The following is an 18,085-nucleotide window of genomic DNA, read 5'->3' on the forward strand; positions in this document are numbered from 1 at the left end:
ACATCATAAATTAAAAAAAAGTAGTTTTCAAGTCTTTTTTTGTCGTTTTCTAAATATACAGTTTTGTAAACGTTGACAATATAGTAGAAACCTGTGAAAATGTTAGATAAATAAGCTATAAACTTACTAAAAAAATAATAACGTTGTTAAATGAATTTTACATGAAACAGCATATTAAAAATAAAAAATCAATCTATAGGTGACTTCTATGAATATTACGATTAAGGATGTTGCACGGGTAGCAGGTGTTAGTTACTCTACTGTTTCAAAAGCGTTGAACGATAGCCCATTAGTAAAACCTGACACAAAGACAAAGATTATGAAAATTGCCAAGGAGTTAGGATATAAACCTAATTTTGCTGCCCAAAGCCTTGTTTCTAAACAAACAAAAGTAATAGGTTTGATTTGGCCGACTTTAGAACGGATTGCACCTTCTACATTGGTTACTAGAATCAATGAGGAAATTAAATCAAAATCCTATTCTATGATATTATCAATTGATTGTATTGAGGATTCGCTTGAATTGTTCAAACGGTATCAAGTAGATGGGGTTCTTGTATTTGATGAACATAATCATAGTATTTTAGATACAGTTTCTATTCCGATCGTGACGTACGGTGTTGGAAGAAACAAAAAACATACTGTGATCGATGTTAGTTATCAAATGGCTATGAAAATGTCTGTTGAGTATTTATATAATCTGGGGCATCGAAATATCGCCTATCTTGGTGATTTCTCACCTATTGATGATCGACAATTAGAAAAATACTACGGCATAAAAAAAGCGATGAATAGCCTGAACCTACCGATTACAAATGAAAATTTAGTTAACACGGCAGGACTTAATTGGTATGATGGATATTTAGCAACGAAGCGATTGTTGAACTCTCCGAACAGACCCACTGCAATTATTGGTTCAAGTTATGATATTAGCGCAGGGATTGTTCGCGCACTTCGTGAGGCAAACTTAATTATCCCGAAGGATATTTCCGTTATGAGCTACGATAATATCTCACAAATGGGAAATCTGGAAATTCCATTAACGAGTATCGGGGTCCCGGTGGATGAAATTGCTTGTAATATGGTTGAAACTCTAATAACTCAAATAAAAACGAAGGATACAACACCTATTCTTAAACAATTAAAACCGAAAATAAATGAACGGGTCTCGTGTGCCCAGGCTGGTATACTACTGTAAGATGGCTAGGTTTATTGTCTAGCCATTGTTTATTTATACAACAAGGAGATAATCATGATTGTTCTGTATAGTCTATTATTTTTGTTTTACTTTGTAAGTTTAATAGTTGATTCTCTATGGCTTACGACAGGGATGGGAATTCTAGCCATTCTTTCGTGGCTTTTTTCAATTAAAGGATCTTCTCTATTATTCAGGGTTATTAGTATTCTTTTTGTAGTAATTGGTGTTCTAGTATTTTTCCTTGAAGGTAGGGAGATTGCAGAGTTACCGTTGTATGCTACTTCCATGGTTCCCTTATTAGCTATCTTTTATGTCCTTCCTTTTATCAACTCGATTATTATCGTGGGACGATACGATCAGCAGGTTAGTAAACTTTTAAAAGTCCGGATTCATAATATGGGGCAGTTATTTGGTCGAACATCGATGGTTACATTTTTATTGGGAGGTTTTCTTAACCTTGCAACCTTACCACTCGTTAAGGCAGTTATACAGAGAAATATTTCTCATATCGCAGAAAATCTTCAAAATAAATTTATTTCACGTGCAATGCTAAGGGGATATGTTTTTAGTATTATCATTTCGCCTATGGAGTTGCTAGTTATTTTAACCGTGGAATCGACCCATCTTCCATACTTAACGGTCTTACCATGGTTATTACTTTTTACTTTTATTTTAATATTATTAAATTGGCTGATAGGTTATATGTCCTTTAAAAAATTTGAACTTACAGAAGAAGGTCAAGAGATCGAGGATGAGGCCGCAAAAAAACAAATGAAATTAAAGGTCATATCTCTTGTTTTCTACCTTGCCTTGTTTATGGTTGCAATTTTAAGTGTGAATCGCATTTTGAGTATGGGGTTTCTACAAACGATTGCAATAGTAATAGTTCCTTTCTCATTTTTATGGGCCATTTCGATTAAACGTTTAAAGTCCTATCTAACATTTGCAATTCCGTTATGGAAAAAGCGTACGATTGGTTTAAAAGATAATTTGGTACTTTTTTTAGGTGTTGGTTTTTTCACAGGAAATTTAGGTGATTCGGGCTTTATTGATTACTTACAGGAGCCTTTTACACATTTAAGCCAGTATCCAGTATTCTTGTTTCTGTTCATTCAAGTGTTATTTCTTGGGCTTGCTTTAACTGGGTTTCATCCGCTAGTGACATTGACTATTCTTATCGCAATTGTTGAACCTGTTTTACAGATGGTTAACCCGTTAAGTTTGAGTTTAGTCATGATTACTTCTGCATTATCGACCACGATTGCTGGTCCTTTTAATGTGTCTGTTTCGATTACCGGAGATTTATTGCATGTTAATTCTTATAAGGTCTCTCTTTGGAATTTAGGATTTGCCTTTCTGTTTAGTGGTGTCGGGACAATCATGGCGCTTTGCTTGTTGTAATATTTACGAAATCAAAAAAGTGTCTCAGTGAGACACTTTTTTGAGGCTCTATAGTTTTACAGGTCTTCCTTCTTTTGCTGATTGGTAAATAGCCATTATTAATTCAAGTGGTTTTCTAGCCTCTTCACCAGTCACTAATGGTTTACGATTTTCCACTATCGCTTGTACGATGTCTGTGTATTGTTTAACAAAAGATTTGTTTGTTTTTACAATATTAGATGACACGTCATTTTCTATATTGTTTTGTTTATTCCCGTATTCCAAACCACTCTTGAATTTCCACTCTTTAATATGGTCATTCTCGATGATGACACTTCCGTTTGTACCGAAAATATCAAGTGTTGTTGAAAAACCAGGATAGGCAGTTGTATTCCCTTCAATTAGCCCAAGTGCACCTGATTTGAATTTAACCGTTGCAACACCGATATCTTCCACCTCAATTCGCTCATGAGCACGTGTAGCTGTATAGGCATAAACCTCATCAACTGGACCCATTAGATAAAGAAGCAGATCAATATAATGGATTGACTGATTGATTAATGCGCCGCCACCGTCCAACTCCCACGTTCCACGCCATGCACCGCTATCATAATATTCCTGAGATCGATAGATGGTTGTACGAGCCGCTCCAAAATTTAATTGCCCAAACTCGCCTTCGTTTAATACTTTTTTAACATCTTGAACAGCTTCATCAAAACGATGTTGGAAAATACAACTTAATGTAACATTTGCATCTTTACATGCTTCAATGAGTTGATTTGTCTTTTCTATTGTAGTATCAATTGGTTTCTCTACAACGACATGCTTACCCGCTTTTGCAGCATCAATTCCCAGTTGAGCGTGAGTACCACTTGGTGTAACGATGACAACCATATCGATTCCTGCATTTGTTAAGAATTCCTGGTAGTCAGTGTAGGCATTTAAATTGTATGTATCTGCTAATTTTTGAACCGTTTCTTTATTGCGCGAGTATACGGCAACAAGTTCAGCGTTGTTTACTTCTTGAATGCTTTTAATATGTGTATTCGCAATGCTACCGGATCCGACTACTCCAACTTTTATGGTTTTTGACATGATAATTCCCCCATCTCTGTAAACGCTATCATCTTTATTATAAAAGTACTTTTTCTTTTTTACCAATTAAAAAAGGACGAACTGGTGCTGTTCGTCCGATTATCGTTTCGTTTTCTTACTTGATGTTGGTTTTCTTTTTTGAGGAGCTGGGGTTTTCTTTTCCTGCGCGTCTACAATTTCTCCCTTGTAAAAATCCTTTTTGGTGAACGAAATTCCTAGCTCATGCCCCATCTTTTTTAAGAAGCTTTCTTCACGAGCATTTACGATTGAAATGACAATACCCTTTTTCCCCATTCGTCCTGTACGTCCCGAGCGGTGGACATATTGACTGGTTGTTTTCGGGAAGTCAAAGTGAATGACATAGGTGACATCTTGAATATCTAGCCCCCTCGCCGCCACGTCTGTTGTTAATAATAGAGGGATTTTGCCCGCTCGGAAGTTTTTCAACGATTGTTGTCGTTCCTGTTTTTTTGCTTCACCAGCAAGAACCGCGACATCAATATGGTTATAGGTTAATTTCGCTTCAATTTCTTCTACTTTTTCGAGACTTTTTATAAAAGCAATGGCCTTGTCCGGCTCTGTGTACATTATTTTACGTAACACATCAATTTTGTCCCGCTGCTCACAAAGAAAATAAATGTGAGTGGTGTTCTCTTGATTGATCGTTTGTTGAATTCGAATGATTTCCGCATTGTTCATCAAGGATTTCGCAACTTTCTCCGTTTGCTCAGAAATGGTTGCTGAGAAAAAGAGAATTTGCCGATCCCGTAATGTCGATTTAATAATGCTTTGAATATTCGAAAGGTGTTCATTTGAAACGAGCTGGTCCGCCTCATCGACGATTACCGTCGTAACCTCATGCATTTTCATTTTTTTCATTTTGATGAGTTCCATAATACGTCCTGTCGTTCCTATCACAATTTGCGGGCGTTCCTTCAATTTCTCAACCTGCTTTTTAATGTTTGCTCCGCCAATGAAAGACGCGCTTACGATATTTGTGCCTTGCGTCCATTTTTTTACTTCATCCGATATCTGCATGACGAGCTCCCGTGATGGAGCAAGGACGACAATTTGGATTCCGTTCTTTGTTTCGTCGAGCTTTTGTATCGCTGGAAGTAAGTAAGAAAGTGTTTTTCCCGTTCCAGTCGGGGATTCGCAAATCACATCTTTCCCCTCTACTATTGCAGGGATGGCTTTTTCTTGTATGGCTGTTGGTGCTTCAAAACCTGACTCTTGCCAGTTTTTCTGTATAAAAGGTTTCATTTCTTCTAATTGAGACCATTTTGACATTGTTATGTACCTTCCTTATCAAGTTCACTTTGTTTGACTATTGTTTATTCTAACTATCTTTTGGGTAAAGTGCAAAAACAACTTGGTTCGGGGGATGGGATTGTGTTTGAGTGGATGAATTGGGGACAATTCGAACGGTTATGTTTTGGGACGATGAGCCTGGCTTTCGCCCCCAACATAACATTGTTCTATCAAATCTTTCTTGCCTCTTTTACTTTAGCAGACGGGTCTTGTGAGAATGTTCCTGTGTATTCAACAACGTCAATCTCACAGTTTGGACCGATGTTGATATTTTTCCCTCTGACCATTTTTGCAGTTGTATATTCAATTTCAATTTCATCGGCTTCTATAATTTCTGTTTTCAAGGATACTGGGTAGACCGATTTAAAAAGATTATTAAGGAAGCCAAATATGCCTTTCTTAACCTTGATGCTTTGACCACCGATTTCTTTTGCGCGGCATTCGCCAGCAATCGAGATATCGATTACATCTGCATTTAATAATCCTCCGATTGCGAAACCACCTTCTCCCTTGAATACTTCAGCCTCACAATCCTCTTCTATTGTTGCATTTCCTCTAATTTTTATTTCTTCTCCTTTTAAGCTGCCCCCGATTTTTCCTTTACCAGAGATTGTCATTTTATTCACTTTTACATTGCCACGAATGCTACCAGTACCATCTATTGTAAAACGATCAAATTCAATCGAACCTTCAATGACCCCACTTCCATTGATTTTTCCGTGTTCTCCTTTAATATTCCCAGTCACACTGCCAGTACCATTTATCGAAAAATCATTACAATCCACGTCACCTTGTACATTACCTTTTCCGTTAATTAATACTTTATTAAACGTGCCACCGCCGGATGAGCCCATTCCGTTAATCACTAAATTCCCCTTATTTTCTACGTTCACCATACTGTAACCTCCGTTTATAGTAATTTTGTTCGTAGTTCTTCAATTTCATTGGCAAATGCTAGATTCACGATAAGCTTCGTTCCTTGTTCAATAATCAAATCTGTAGTACTTGGAACAATTAAACATGTTGAAACTCCGAGTTTGCGAGCGATAATTAATTCACCATAGCTTTGCTTTTCTTTTGCAAAATAATCGTTTGAAACTTGGATCACCATTTTTGCTTCATCAAGACTGATGTCACCTGATTGGAGAAGCTTTTCTACGATGTAAACGACCAATATTCCTTCAAAATGAAACTGTTCAGGACTTTCCTTACTGTGTTCTAGGTAGAGATTAATTGTCGTTTCAGAAGCGAGACCTCTATTGACTAGTTCCTTTTTACTGAGGTTCAATTCTCCAACACTTGGTGAGAACATTTCTGCCAATTCATCGAGAGATAGGTTTTCCTTCATTTTTTGAATCTTATCAATCCGCTCGAGGATCCTTTCTTTTGGAAAAAAGGTCTCCTGTCCTGTAAAGGTGGATTTTCGGATAAACCACTCCTCAGGTATCAAGTCTTTCCGCTTCCATCTATAGAGCTGCCCATAAGAAATGCCCGTTACTTCAAGTAATTCCTTTTTCGATAATAATTCTTCACTCATTTCTAAACGGCTCCTTTCTACAAAACAGTGTAACATAACACTGTTACGTTAATCAAGAAAAAATATACAAAAAATCCCTTTTATGACGATGGACTTGTCCCTCTGACCTATTCTGGCTCATAAAAAAAGCTGAATCGCGTGATTGCGATTCAGCTTTGGTTTGTTTTTATCGTGCTAGCCAGCCACCGTCAACTGCTAGTGTGTGGCCGTTTACGTAATTAGATGCATTGCTTGCTAGGAAGACGACTGTTCCCATTAGGTCAGCAGGAGTTGCCCAGCGAGCTGCAGGAATACGTGATAAGATTTCTGCATTACGTTTTTCATCTGCACGGATTTGTGTCGTGTTGTTAGTTGCTACATATCCAGGTGCAATGGCATTTGTTTGAATTCCGTATTCAGCAAGTTCGTTTGCAAACGACTTTGTAAGTCCGTGAACAGCGTGTTTACTTGCTGTATAAGGAGGAACAAATTTTCCGCCTTGGTATGAAAGCATAGATGCAACGTTAATGATTTTTCCGCTCTTTTGCTCTACCATAACTTTTGCAGCCTCTTGGCTTAAGAAGTAAAGAGAATTTAAGTTCAGGTCGATAACAGCATCCCAGTCCTCTTCTTTATATTCTAGAATTGGAGAACGACGAATAGTACCAGCATTGTTTACTAAAATATCAACTTTTCCAAATGCTTCTACACATTCTGAAACTACTGCTTTCGCATTTTCACGTTTGGATAGATCCGTTTGGAAAAATTCGACACGGCGACCTTCTTTTTCGATTAATTCTCTAGTTTCGTCCCAGCTAGTGCCATGTGTCGTAATGAACAGGTCTGCTCCAGCTTTTGCTAAAGCAACTGCAAAGCCTTGACCTAGTCCAGTAGCACCACCCGTCACGATTGCAACCTTCCCTGTCAATGAGAAAAAGTCTAGTGAGAAATCAGACAATTGTGTTGTCATTTTAAAAGTCCTCCAATTCCTTATCGTAAGTCTTCCATTGCTACAACATCCATGTCAGTGTACGTGATGTTTTCTCCACACATGCCCCAGATGAATGTATAGTTGCTTGTTGCAGTTCCAGTATGAATAGACCAGCTTGGTGAAATTGCACACTGTTCGTTTTTCATAACAAGATGTCTTGTTTCACTTGGTTGACCCATGAAGTGGAATACACGAGTTTCCGGCTCCATATCAAAGTATAGGTAAACTTCCATTCTACGCTCATGTGTATGACATGGCATTGTGTTCCATACGCTTCCTGGAGCAAGCATAGTTAGACCCATTTGAAGTTGGTTACTTTCACATACATTTGGATGTACATATTGATAGATTTTACGTTCGTTCAGTGTTCCAGGCTCGCCTGTTTCGAATGGCTTAATTTCATTAATATCGATTTTTACAGTTGGATACTTGTGGTGTGCTGGTGCTGAATTGATATAAAACTTCGCTGGATTGTTAGGGTCCTTAGAAGTGAATAAAACTTCCTTGGTTCCTTTACCTACATATAATCCATCTTGACGGACCATGTTGTATTCTTCACCATCAAGAATGACCATTCCCTCGCCACCGATGTTAATAATTCCCAATTCACGGCGTTCTAAGAAATACTCTACTCCTAATTCTTTATTAAGCGTTATGGTTAATTCTTTGTCAGTAGGAGTTACTCCACCAAAGATCATACGGTCATTATGTGTATATGTTAACTTTACTTGTCCAGGCTCGAAAATGGTTTCCACCAAAAATTGTTTTCTTAACTCATCAGTATTAAATCTTTTGATTTCCTCTGGATGATTTGCGTAACGTGTTTCCATTTTTGTTTCCATTTCATATTCCTCCTAAAAGTAATATTTATATATTTGAATATCTTATCGGACGATTTTCCCTGAGGCATTTTCAGCAAAGGCTTTAATATCCTCTTCCGAAAAGACATTGCAATCTCCATGAACAGTGTGCTTTAGTGCAGAAGCTGCAGTTCCAAAATTGACAATTTGCTGAGGATCATTTCCTTCTAAAATTCCAAAAATAATACCTGAAGCAAATGCATCCCCGCCTCCAACTCGATCTACAATTTGGTCGATGTTATGCACCCTTGATTGGTATAACTCCCCATTAACATAGAAATTCCCTTGCAATGTATTATGTGAAGCTGAAATGACTTCTCTAAAAGTAGAAAATAAGTATTTCATATTCGGATACTTTTCCGTTATCTTTTTATAATAAAAAGATAATTTCCCAGAGTGATCCAAATGTTGGTCTGCTTCTTCAATGCCTAATAAGTTAAGCGCATCCAATTCTCCACAAGAACATATATCTACATATGGTAAAAATGGTTGGATTCCACGTGAAGCTTCTTCAAGAGTCCATAATTTTGCACGATAATTGAAATCAAAGCTAGTTTTGACTCCTAATTCTTTTGCAACTTTTAAGCCTAGTAAGGTTAGCTCCTGTAAATCTGGTGATAGGGCCGGTGTGATACCTGATACATGGAAAAGCTCGGCACCTTGTAAAATTTCTTCAAAATTTATTTCATCTGATGAAAGCTGTGCAAAGCTAGAAGCTTTTCTGTCATACGTGACTTGTGCACTTCTTTCGCCTACACCGGTTTCCAAGAAATATGTACCTAGGCGCTCCCCACCTTTTAAAAGGTAATCAGTATGAATACCAAATGAATGTAAATGTCTTTCATATGCTTGACCAAGTGGATTGTTTGGTACTTTACCAACAAAATAGACATCATAGCCAAAACGTGAAAGAGACGCACTTACATTTGCTTCTGCTCCACCATAATGCATTGTCAGCTGGTCGGTTTGATAAAGACGTTCACCTAAGTTAGTTGATAAGCGAAGTAAGGGTTCACCAAATGCAACAATCTTCTTTTTCATCGCTTATTCCCCTCTTGCTTCTCTAACTTTCGCAACATACTGCGCTGCGTATTCAGTAATTTTTGCGTAATCACCAGTTTTTGCAGGGGCAACCAAATTCCCACCTACACCAACAGCTACACATCCATTATTAATCCATTGATCAATATTATCTAGACTTACGCCACCTGTCGGCATAATGTTCACCTGTGGCAATGGTGCCTTAACCGCTTTCACAAAATCCGGACCAAAAGCATTCCCTGGGAAGAGCTTAATAATGTCAGCACCGGATTCAAGTGCACGCTTCATTTCAGTAATCGTCATACAGCCTGGCATATACGGAATTTGATACAAGTTACATAGTTTAGCAGTTTCTTCATCAAAGCTTGGGCTTACAACGAATTGTGCTCCTGCTAAGATTGCAATCCGTGCAGTTGTTGCATCGAGTACTGTTCCAGCACCAATCACAACTTCACTATTTTTGTAGATGGATGCTAGTTCCTTAATAACCTCGTCAGCACCGTCAACTGTAAAGGTCACCTCGATTCCGATGATTCCACCCTCTACACAGCTTTCTGAGATTTTAACTGCTTCTTCTTTTGTGTCTGCTCGAACAACTGCGACAACGCCGCAATCTGCGATTTTTGAGAGTACATTTATTTTTTTCATAGTTGCCTCCAAAATCCCTTAGACTATTTCCTATTTGGAAATTTATTTTATTATATGGAAACTTACAAGGTAATTATATATAATAGTGAAAGGGATTTCAACCAATAGATTGAATCTTTTTAGAAATTAAACAAAAGTGAGTGATTACCTTGACAGCCGAAAAGAAGCAACCATATGGTACCGTGTTGTTAAAAGCGGATAATATACTAAAATACCTGTCTTCTGTCGATAAACCACAAAGTCTCCAACAAATAGCAAAAGAAACTGAATTAACAAGTTCTACCGCTTTAAAAGTCTTAGATACACTCCAATTAATTGGATATGTACAAAAGGACGAAGAAACGAAAAAGTTTCGTCTTGGGATGGCCATCATCAAATACGCTAACAGGGCACTAAATCAAAACGAAATCAAAGACATCGCACAGCCTTATTTAGAAGAACTTAGAAATCAAACAACAGAGACCGTGCACCTCGGTATTCTCGAACGCTCTAGCATCGTCTATATAACAAAACTCGAGAGTTTCAACCCGGTCTCTTTATACTCACGTGTCGGTAAAGCAATCCCACTCTATTGTTCGGCAATGGGAAAATCAATCTTAGCTGACCAACCCGACCATCTAATAGAAGAGTATTTAAACAACCATACTTTAGAAAAGAAAACCCAAAATACGATTACAACGAAAGAAGACTTTATGAAGGAAATCAATGAAATACGCAAAAGAGGATACTCCTTTGATAATGAAGAACATGAGGCAGATATCTTTTGTGTCGGGGCTAGTATTACAGTTGATGGAAAAAACCATGGCGCCTTTAGCGTCAGTGTTCCAAAATACCGAATCACCGATGAATTTATCGGTCAAATCATCCAAAATGTCCTTGCCTGTAAACAAGGAATCGAAAGCGAACTACTCTAGGGGACATGGAACCTGTCACTCCGTCCCCGAAAACATTTAAAAATAAAAACTATCAAAAAACTTGTTGACCTTCTATCCACTCTTCTGATAATATACCAGTATATTAAAAATCGATGAAGAGAAAGAGTACGATTGGAATCCTGTTCCCCAGAGAGTCGACAGTTGCTGAAAGTCGATGTTCAGAGCCATCCGAAAATCATCTCTGAGATGCAAAGCTGAAACAAGTAAGCTTTGACGGGTAGTCCGCCGTTACGAAGGAACACGTATGATTGTACGTTAGTGAGTGTCGTAGTCTATTTTCTTTGAGACTACGGAATCAGGGTGGTATCGCGAGTTAACCTCGTCCCTATTTTTAGGGGCGAGGTTTTTTGTTTTTTCTGGGACAGTGGACCTGTCCCTCTGTCCCTATTTTAGAATAATTTTTAAGGAGATGATTTTGGTGAAGAGGTTAGATACTTTGTTTATTGGGTTTATGTTATTTTCGATGTTTTTTGGGGCTGGTAATCTGATTTTCCCACCTTTTTTAGGTGCAGGTGCTGGCACTAATTTTTGGACGGGTATGCTTGGCTTTATTGTAACGGGCGTAGGCTTGCCGGTGGTTGTTATCTTTGCGGTTTCACTTGTAAAAGGTGGCGCACAGGCAATGGGCGATCGTGTTCATCCTGTTTTTAGCACAACCTTTATGGTTGCCGTTTACCTCTGTATTGGACCTTTTCTTGCTATTCCAAGAAATGCGAACGTTGCGTTTGAAATGGGCATCACTCCATTTTTACCTGATTCTACAAATGCAGCCCTTGTTCTCTTACTTTTTTCAGTTCTTTTCTTTGGACTTGTCTATTTTATCAGCTTAAATCCTAGTAAAATGGAAAAATATATGGGGCGCCTAATTGCTCCAACCTTATTAATTGCTATTATTACGTTAATCATTGTTGGATTATTTAAAATCGAAACACCGTTCCTAAGTCCTACAGAAGGCTATCTAACTGGTGCATTCTTTACTGGTTTCCTAGAAGGCTATAATACGATGGATGCTCTTGCTTCATTGGCGTTCGGAATTGTTATCTTAAACTCGATTCAAAAAAAGGGAATCGAAAATCGGTCACAGTTAACAAAATATACCTTTAAAGCTGGGGTCATTGCAGGTATCCTCCTTTCGGCTATTTATGTTGGAATTGGATTAATTGGTGCAAAAATGGCTGGCCAAGGAACATTTGATGATGGTACAGATATCTTATCTTCTGCAGCGACTCTATTATTTGGACCAGGTGGAACTGTACTGCTTGGCTTAATTTTCACATTAGCGTGTTTCACAACTGTTGTTGGATTAACGACTGCTTGTGGACAGTATTTTTCAAACTTACTTCCAAAGGCAACCTATAAATCAGTTGTACTACTTGTAACATTAGTTGGGTTTACCCTATCAAACCTAGGATTAGCACAGATTTTAAAAGTCTCTGTACCTTTCCTAGTAATGACTTATCCACTATTAATTGTGTTAGTTGTATTAACCTTCTTTAGTCGCTATTTTAAAAATACGAAAGCCGTATATGGCTCTGCGATGTTATTTACAGGCGTGTTTGCACTCATCAGTGGATTAAATGCATTTGGCCTTGATCTTGGACCAATTCAAGATATGAAAAATATGCTGCCCTTAGCCTCTGCTGGCTTAGAGTGGATTGTTCCAGCCCTAGTGGGAACAGCATTAGGGCTTGTGATGAGCCAATTCAGTAAAAACGCAGAATTTGTCGAAGATGCAAAAATAAAAACATTTTAATGATTGATTTTAAGAGGGTACTTATGGTACCCTTTTAAAAGTTATAATTTGTTTGTTTTCTAAACAAATAAAATATTTATTATTCCATTTTTAGGATAAGTTCTATCAACAAACACAAAATAACAAAAATGGAACCGCTTATTTTTATCTTAGGAGGTAGCAGCATGAGAATGATAGCCCAATTTCTATTTATTTTAGTAACCGCTTTATTACTTGTGGGGTGTAACGATGAAGCTGGTGTTAAAGAAATAAAGCTTGCCCACAACCAAACTTTAGACCACCCGGTTCATCTATCACTAGTCGAATTCGGCAGATTAGTTGAAGAAAAATCAAATAATAAAATCCAGGTGGAAATCTATCCAAATGGTCAACTAGGAAGTGAACGTGAAGTACTTGAATTAACACAATCCGGTGCTGTTGATGTAGCAAAGGTGAGCGCAAGCGCCTTAGAAGGATTTGAATCCGATTACTCCATCTTCAGTTTGCCATATGTCTTTGAGGATTACGAAGAGTTCGAGAAAAAAATGAATGATAAAACGATTACCGATCAGCTTTATTACAAAACTGAGGATATTGGTATTATTGCATTAACCTACTACAACGCAGGTTCTCGTAACTTATATACGAAGGATCGTGAAGTACGTACTGTAGAGGATGTAGCAGGATTAAAAACAAGGGTTCAACCAAGTCAAACGAGTGTAAATATGATTGAAGCGTTTGGAGGCCTCCCTACTCCGATGGCGTATGGAGAAGTTTATACGGCCTTACAATCTGGAGTTATTGATGCTGCTGAGAATAATGAAACCGCTCTAGTGGGTAATAACCATGGTGAGGTCGCTAAATATTACATGTATACAGGCCACCAAATCGTACCGGATATGCTCATTATAAATGCAAAACGATTCAACGATTTAACAGACGATGAAAAAGACATTATTCAGGAGGCGGCAAAGGAATCTACCCTTTATCACGAGACCGTTTGGGGAAAAACGATTAAAGAACAAACTGAAACCGCTAAAAATAAAATGGGCGTACAGTTCATTGAGGTTGACAAAACCTCCTTTATAAATGCTGTTCAGCCACTCCATGAGGCTTATGCAAAAGATGAAAAAACAAAAGATATTTACCAATTAATGAAGGGGAATTCGTCTAATGAATAAGGTTAAACAAGTTCTCGACAAAATATTGATTGTCTTCTCAAGTTTATTACTTGTTTCTATGGTTGTGATGTCAACCTGGCAAGTGTTATCACGGTATGTGTTTAACATCTCTTCTCCTGGAACGGAGGAGTTAACTAGATATATGTTAATTTGGTTTGGACTTATGTCAGCTGCCTATGTATTCGGCGCAAAAAAGCATATTGGGATCCTTTTTATTAGAGAAAAATTCAGCCCAAAGGTTCAGCTTCAAATTGAATTTATTACTGATATTATTATTCTCCTAACTGCTGCGATTTTAATGGTTTACGGTGGTATACGAATTGTAATGCTAACTTCCGCTCAAACAGCGGCAGCTACTGGTCTTTCTATGGGAGTTGTTTATTCGGCTATTCTTGTTAGTGGAATATGCATCATCATCTATCAAATTCATAGTTTGACGTCTTATAAAGAACGAAAAAGAGAGGTGATTCTATAATGGAAACTATTGCTGGAATCATCCTATTTGTCACCTTCTTCTTTCTATTATTGTTTGGGGCACCGATTGCGATCGCGATCATCTTAAGTTCTGTTTTTACCTTTCTGTTCGTGTTGCCGTTTGATGTAGCTATTTTAACATCCGCTCAAAGAATGGTAACGGGTATTGATAATTTTACAATGTTGGCGATTCCTTTATTTGTTCTTTCAGGGATTATCATGAATAATGGTGGAATTGCTTTCCGGCTTGTGAATTTTGCGAAGGTCTTGGTTGGAAAACTCCCAGGTTCATTGGCGCATACGAATGCTGTTGGAAATATGCTGTTTGGTTCAATATCTGGCTCAAGTGTTGCCTCTGCTGCGGCGATGGGACGAATCATGACGCCTATGCAAACGAATCAAGGCTACAAACTAACCTATTCAGCAGCGGTTAACATTGCTTCTGCGCCTACAGGACTAATCATCCCGCCAAGTTCAGTACTGATTGTGTACTCCTTGGTGAGTGGAGGTACTTCTGTTGCTGCACTCTTTATGGCCGGATATATACCGGGGATTTTATGGGGCTTAGCGGTAATGGTTGTTGCCTATTTTATGGCGAAAAAAGAAAACTACCCTGTTTCGCCTTTACCGAGTGCAAAAGATATTTTCTATATTATCGTTAGTGCAATCCCGAGTTTATTATTAATTGTTATTGTTATTGGCGGTATTGTTGCTGGTATTTTTACAGCTACAGAAGGTGCTGCTGTTGCAGTTATATATTCGGTTATTCTTTCGATTATTTATAAAAACTTTAAGCTGAAGGATTTGCCAGCCATTTTTATCGAAACGATCGAAATTACTGGAATGATTCTCTTCTTGATCACGGCTTCTGCTCTGTTTTCACTTGTGATGTCGTATATGAAATTACCGGAGGCAATCAGTAGTGCCCTATTATCGATCACCGATAATCAATACGGGATTATTCTCATTATCATTTTCATCTTATTACTAGTCGGTACCTTTATGGATATCACACCGGCTGTACTAATTTTCACGCCAATCTTCTTACCTGTCGCGCAAAGCTTCGGTATGGATCCAATTCATTTCGGAATGCTTATCTGCTTCGGATTATGTATTGGAAATATGACACCGCCTGTGGGTAGTGCTCTATTTGTTGGATGTAGTGTTGCGAAGGTTAAAATTGAAGAAGTGGTACCAACGTTATTACCATATTTCGGGGTCGTTATTCTCGTGCTATTGCTCGTAGCATTTGTCCCTCAAATCTCGTTGTTCTTACCACAATTATTTGGATTGTAAATTGAAAAGCGTAAAGCGCGACTGGCTTGTACCTTGATCCGTTTACGCCTAAAGCCAAGCATAGTTAAAAGGATAGATACCGGATTTCGGTACCTATCCTTTTCTTATTTTAGTCAGTCTTGATATCTAAAAGCTTTTGGCGTAATTCAGTTTCCATTGAAGCAAGCTCAAGTTCGGCTTGGCGACGCTTGTTACGACCTTCCTCCTGAATACGTAATGTTTCTTCTAATGTAGAAATGAGGTTTTCTTTCGTTTTCTTCAATGTTTCTACATCGACTAAACCACGCTCATTTTCTCTTGCCGTTTCAAGCGTATTGCTTTTTAGCATTTCAGCATTTTTCAATAAAAGTTCATTAGTAGTTTTGGAAACTTGTTTTTGTGCTTCTACTGCATGACGCTGTCTAATTAAGGTTAGCGCAATGGCGACTTGGTTTTTCCATAATGGAATTGCCGTCATGATGGATGATTGAATTTTTTCCACAAGCGCTTGGTTTGTGTTTTGGATCAAACGGATCTGTGGTGCGCTTTGAATTGTAATTTCCCTACTTAACTTCAGGTCATGTACACGTTTTTCAAGGCGGTCCGCAAATTGAACCATGTCATTTACTTCTTGCACCTTCATTTGGTCATTAGAAGCTTCTGCTTGTTTCTTTAATTCTGGGATAACCTTTCGATGCATTTCCTCAAGCTTTAATTCGCCCGCTGCAATGTAGACGTTTAATGCATCAAAATAGTCCTTATTGTTATCATAAAGCTTTTCAAGGATCGCAATGTCTGATAAAAGGACATTCTTACTTCTATCAAGCTTCACACTAATTCGGTCAATTTGTGCTCCTGTTTTTTGGTATTTTGAAAGTACCTCTTGAACGGAATTCGAAATCTTACCAAACATCCGTGCAATAACTGAGCGTTTTTCTGGATTTAACTCCTCAGGCTTCATCTCATCAAGACGTTTCATGAGGTCTGAAATGATTTGACCAACTTCACCTACATCATTTTTTTGAACATGCTCAAGCATTGTATTTGAAAATGAAAGGAGCTTGTTTTGAGCAGGTGTTCCGTATGAAATCATCGCTTGATGATTGGTTGGGTCAATTTGTTTCGCTAGCTGAAGTGCTTTTTCCTTATTTTCTTCGGGTAACACATCCACTAAACGTACAGGCTTCTTTTCTTCTTGTGTTAAGATAATGGGATTTTCCTGTTCTTCTTTTTTCTCATCAAATGGATTTGCAAGTAATTCATCCATTAAATTCCCAGGTTCTTTATACTTTGGAGAAAACTGTTCACTCATACTCATTTACCTCCTATTTTGATCAATGAAATGAGAATCATTTGCTTGTTTATTCGAATTTTTTGCCACATCAATTTCGAAGTGCAAATCATCTATATCATTTGAGAGCATTTTGTGTAAATCCTTTTCAATCGTTTCCGTCAATTCTTCGAGCACTCTTCGTGTTTCGTGCAGTGACCGCTCAAGCTCACTATTTTTCTTCGGTTGGGATGAAAGAAAAGCATACTTCTCTGTTAATTCCACAACTGAATCCAAATGTGAAAAATAAAAGCGTTCTGCTAGATAGAAGCGTCTCGGTTCGCTCTTCGATAACCGGTAGATTTTCTTTGTAACCCGATGCAAATCTACTCTTTGCTTCAATGACGGGATGTGACGAACGGTAAAAAGCGATTTATTTAGTCTAGCAAGTTTTTTCTTTGCTTCTTTTAAATTTCTCTCAATATATTGATATTCCTTCCTCGTTAACCGATGTTTTCGTAAAAAGGCTTGTTTCATTATGACAGACGTTCCAAAATAGGCAATTCCGCCACCTAATAAGGCATACCCAGACGAAAGTAGGAAGGTTTGGTCAAACGCAAACATACTTACTAACCAGACAGTAACCGTTGTCGGCACTGAAATGAACGATTTAACAATAAAAGCAAGCAATTGATTCATACAATCGACTCCTAACATTCTGTCTTACTATTATATACGAACCAACTCAAACGTTGGTTTCAAAAACTTTTGAGGGAAAATCTGGTGTGATCATATAGTTTTAGTTTTGCGAAATTTGTGGATGAAGGACTTTACTGCGGTTTGCACGCCCTGTTCGCGTCTTCATAACCTCGATGAAGGACTTTACTACGGTGCTTGCGCTGCGTTCGGGACTTCATCAGCTCAATGAAGGACTTTACTACGGTACTAGCACTACGTTCGGGTCTTCATAACCGCGATGAAGAACTTTGCTACGGTACTAGCACTACGTTCGGGACTTCATCTTCTCTATGAAGGACTTTACTACGATACTAGCACTCCGTTCGGGTCTTCATCAGCTCGATGAAGGGCTTTAATCCGGTGCTAGCGCTGTGTTCGGGTCTTCATCTTCTCTATGAAGAGGATTCACACGCCAACAATCCAGTGTTTTCCCCTTCATC

At 38.1% G+C, this 18,085-nt stretch carries 17 protein-coding genes and 1 other annotated feature; of the genes, 7 read left to right on the plus strand and 10 right to left on the minus strand.

Features of this window, described 5'->3' with window-relative positions:
* Positions 1-208: 208 nt before the first annotated feature.
* Positions 209-1,198: a LacI family DNA-binding transcriptional regulator gene (locus CKJ95_RS07680; RefSeq protein WP_099352824.1), complete on the plus strand. Its 990-nt coding sequence runs from the start codon at positions 209-211 to the stop codon at positions 1,196-1,198.
* Between the two features lie 54 nt (positions 1,199-1,252).
* A complete protein-coding gene (locus CKJ95_RS07685) occupies positions 1,253-2,599 on the plus strand; it encodes a hypothetical protein (RefSeq protein ID WP_099352825.1) in 1,347 nt (448 codons plus the stop codon).
* A 48-nt stretch (positions 2,600-2,647) separates the two neighbouring features.
* On the opposite strand, the gene CKJ95_RS07690 is transcribed toward CKJ95_RS07685, so the two are convergent.
* The 8 genes from CKJ95_RS07690 to CKJ95_RS07725 form a co-directional block, all read right to left on the minus strand.
* Positions 2,648-3,673, minus strand: a complete 1,026-nt coding sequence (locus CKJ95_RS07690) for a Gfo/Idh/MocA family protein (protein ID WP_099352826.1) — start codon at positions 3,671-3,673, stop codon at positions 2,648-2,650.
* Between the two features lie 99 nt (positions 3,674-3,772).
* Positions 3,773-4,963, minus strand: coding sequence for a DEAD/DEAH box helicase (locus tag CKJ95_RS07695; RefSeq protein WP_099352827.1), 1,191 nt, complete (start codon positions 4,961-4,963; stop codon positions 3,773-3,775).
* A gap of 191 nt (positions 4,964-5,154) precedes the next feature.
* The gene (locus tag CKJ95_RS07700; RefSeq protein WP_099352828.1) at positions 5,155-5,880 is read right to left on the minus strand and encodes a polymer-forming cytoskeletal protein; all 726 of its coding nucleotides are present in this window, start codon (positions 5,878-5,880) and stop codon (positions 5,155-5,157) included.
* Between the two features lie 14 nt (positions 5,881-5,894).
* Positions 5,895-6,521: a YhbD family protein gene (locus CKJ95_RS07705; RefSeq protein WP_099352829.1), complete on the minus strand. Its 627-nt coding sequence runs from the start codon at positions 6,519-6,521 to the stop codon at positions 5,895-5,897.
* A 166-nt stretch (positions 6,522-6,687) separates the two neighbouring features.
* A complete protein-coding gene (gene kduD, locus CKJ95_RS07710) occupies positions 6,688-7,470 on the minus strand; it encodes a 2-dehydro-3-deoxy-D-gluconate 5-dehydrogenase KduD (RefSeq protein ID WP_099352830.1) in 783 nt (260 codons plus the stop codon).
* 20 nt (positions 7,471-7,490) lie between these two features.
* Positions 7,491-8,321 carry a 5-dehydro-4-deoxy-D-glucuronate isomerase gene (gene kduI, locus CKJ95_RS07715; RefSeq protein WP_099352897.1) on the minus strand — a complete coding sequence of 277 codons (831 nt, stop codon included), beginning with the start codon at positions 8,319-8,321 and terminating at the stop codon, positions 7,491-7,493.
* A gap of 54 nt (positions 8,322-8,375) precedes the next feature.
* On the minus strand, positions 8,376-9,392 hold the full coding sequence (locus tag CKJ95_RS07720; protein WP_099352831.1) for a sugar kinase: 1,017 nt from the start codon (positions 9,390-9,392) through the stop codon (positions 8,376-8,378).
* A gap of 3 nt (positions 9,393-9,395) precedes the next feature.
* On the minus strand, positions 9,396-10,040 hold the full coding sequence (locus tag CKJ95_RS07725; RefSeq protein ID WP_099352832.1) for a bifunctional 4-hydroxy-2-oxoglutarate aldolase/2-dehydro-3-deoxy-phosphogluconate aldolase: 645 nt from the start codon (positions 10,038-10,040) through the stop codon (positions 9,396-9,398).
* A 149-nt stretch (positions 10,041-10,189) separates the two neighbouring features.
* On the opposite strand from CKJ95_RS07725, the gene CKJ95_RS07730 reads away from it, so the two are divergent.
* From CKJ95_RS07730 to CKJ95_RS07750, 5 genes are all read left to right on the plus strand, one after another.
* A complete protein-coding gene (locus CKJ95_RS07730; protein ID WP_099352833.1) occupies positions 10,190-10,954 on the plus strand; it encodes an IclR family transcriptional regulator in 765 nt (254 codons plus the stop codon).
* Positions 10,955-11,058: 104 nt separating this feature from the next.
* Positions 11,059-11,305, plus strand: a binding site (T-box leader).
* An 88-nt stretch (positions 11,306-11,393) separates the two neighbouring features.
* Complete coding sequence (brnQ, locus tag CKJ95_RS07735) at positions 11,394-12,728, plus strand: branched-chain amino acid transport system II carrier protein (protein ID WP_099352834.1); 1,335 nt, start codon at positions 11,394-11,396, stop codon at positions 12,726-12,728.
* Positions 12,729-12,892: 164 nt separating this feature from the next.
* Positions 12,893-13,888 (plus strand): TRAP transporter substrate-binding protein, encoded by a 996-nt coding sequence (locus CKJ95_RS07740; protein WP_099352835.1) that lies wholly within the window; start codon positions 12,893-12,895, stop codon positions 13,886-13,888.
* The gene (locus CKJ95_RS07745; RefSeq protein WP_099352836.1) at positions 13,881-14,363 is read left to right on the plus strand and encodes a TRAP transporter small permease; all 483 of its coding nucleotides are present in this window, start codon (positions 13,881-13,883) and stop codon (positions 14,361-14,363) included. The genes CKJ95_RS07740 and CKJ95_RS07745 overlap by 8 nt, the downstream gene beginning before the upstream one ends.
* Positions 14,363-15,658, plus strand: a complete 1,296-nt coding sequence (locus CKJ95_RS07750; protein ID WP_099352837.1) for a TRAP transporter large permease — start codon at positions 14,363-14,365, stop codon at positions 15,656-15,658. Before CKJ95_RS07745 ends, CKJ95_RS07750 begins: the two co-directional genes overlap by 1 nt.
* 109 nt (positions 15,659-15,767) lie before the next feature.
* Here CKJ95_RS07750 and CKJ95_RS07755 read toward each other — a convergent pair whose 3' ends face one another.
* Together CKJ95_RS07755 and CKJ95_RS07760 are read right to left on the minus strand one after the other, a co-directional pair.
* The gene (locus CKJ95_RS07755; RefSeq protein WP_180271443.1) at positions 15,768-16,949 is read right to left on the minus strand and encodes a toxic anion resistance protein; all 1,182 of its coding nucleotides are present in this window, start codon (positions 16,947-16,949) and stop codon (positions 15,768-15,770) included.
* 6 nt (positions 16,950-16,955) lie between these two features.
* A complete protein-coding gene (locus CKJ95_RS07760) occupies positions 16,956-17,606 on the minus strand; it encodes a 5-bromo-4-chloroindolyl phosphate hydrolysis family protein (protein WP_099352839.1) in 651 nt (216 codons plus the stop codon).
* Positions 17,607-18,085: the final 479 nt, after the last annotated feature.

Source organism: Fredinandcohnia onubensis (assembly GCF_002734285.1).
Lineage (GTDB): Bacteria > Bacillota > Bacilli > Bacillales > Bacillaceae_L > Ferdinandcohnia > Ferdinandcohnia onubensis_A.

Bases quoted from the DNA above. Each gene is read 5' to 3' on its own strand.
- kduD (WP_099352830.1), bottom strand. From the start codon at position 7,470: ATGACAACACAATTGTCTGATTTCTCACTAGACTTTTTCTCATTGACA.
- CKJ95_RS07755 (WP_180271443.1), bottom strand. From the start codon at position 16,949: ATGAGTGAACAGTTTTCTCCAAAGTATAAAGAACCTGGGAATTTAATG.
- CKJ95_RS07745 (WP_099352836.1), top strand. From the start codon at position 13,881: ATGAATAAGGTTAAACAAGTTCTCGACAAAATATTGATTGTCTTCTCA.
- CKJ95_RS07760 (WP_099352839.1), bottom strand. From the start codon at position 17,606: ATGAATCAATTGCTTGCTTTTATTGTTAAATCGTTCATTTCAGTGCCG.
- CKJ95_RS07685 (WP_099352825.1), top strand. From the start codon at position 1,253: ATGATTGTTCTGTATAGTCTATTATTTTTGTTTTACTTTGTAAGTTTA.
- CKJ95_RS07695 (WP_099352827.1), bottom strand. From the start codon at position 4,963: ATGTCAAAATGGTCTCAATTAGAAGAAATGAAACCTTTTATACAGAAA.
- CKJ95_RS07700 (WP_099352828.1), bottom strand. From the start codon at position 5,880: ATGGTGAACGTAGAAAATAAGGGGAATTTAGTGATTAACGGAATGGGC.
- CKJ95_RS07725 (WP_099352832.1), bottom strand. From the start codon at position 10,040: ATGAAAAAAATAAATGTACTCTCAAAAATCGCAGATTGCGGCGTTGTC.
- CKJ95_RS07750 (WP_099352837.1), top strand. From the start codon at position 14,363: ATGGAAACTATTGCTGGAATCATCCTATTTGTCACCTTCTTCTTTCTA.
- CKJ95_RS07705 (WP_099352829.1), bottom strand. From the start codon at position 6,521: ATGAGTGAAGAATTATTATCGAAAAAGGAATTACTTGAAGTAACGGGC.
- CKJ95_RS07740 (WP_099352835.1), top strand. From the start codon at position 12,893: ATGAGAATGATAGCCCAATTTCTATTTATTTTAGTAACCGCTTTATTA.
- CKJ95_RS07680 (WP_099352824.1), top strand. From the start codon at position 209: ATGAATATTACGATTAAGGATGTTGCACGGGTAGCAGGTGTTAGTTAC.
- CKJ95_RS07690 (WP_099352826.1), bottom strand. From the start codon at position 3,673: ATGTCAAAAACCATAAAAGTTGGAGTAGTCGGATCCGGTAGCATTGCG.
- kduI (WP_099352897.1), bottom strand. From the start codon at position 8,321: ATGGAAACACGTTACGCAAATCATCCAGAGGAAATCAAAAGATTTAAT.
- CKJ95_RS07720 (WP_099352831.1), bottom strand. From the start codon at position 9,392: ATGAAAAAGAAGATTGTTGCATTTGGTGAACCCTTACTTCGCTTATCA.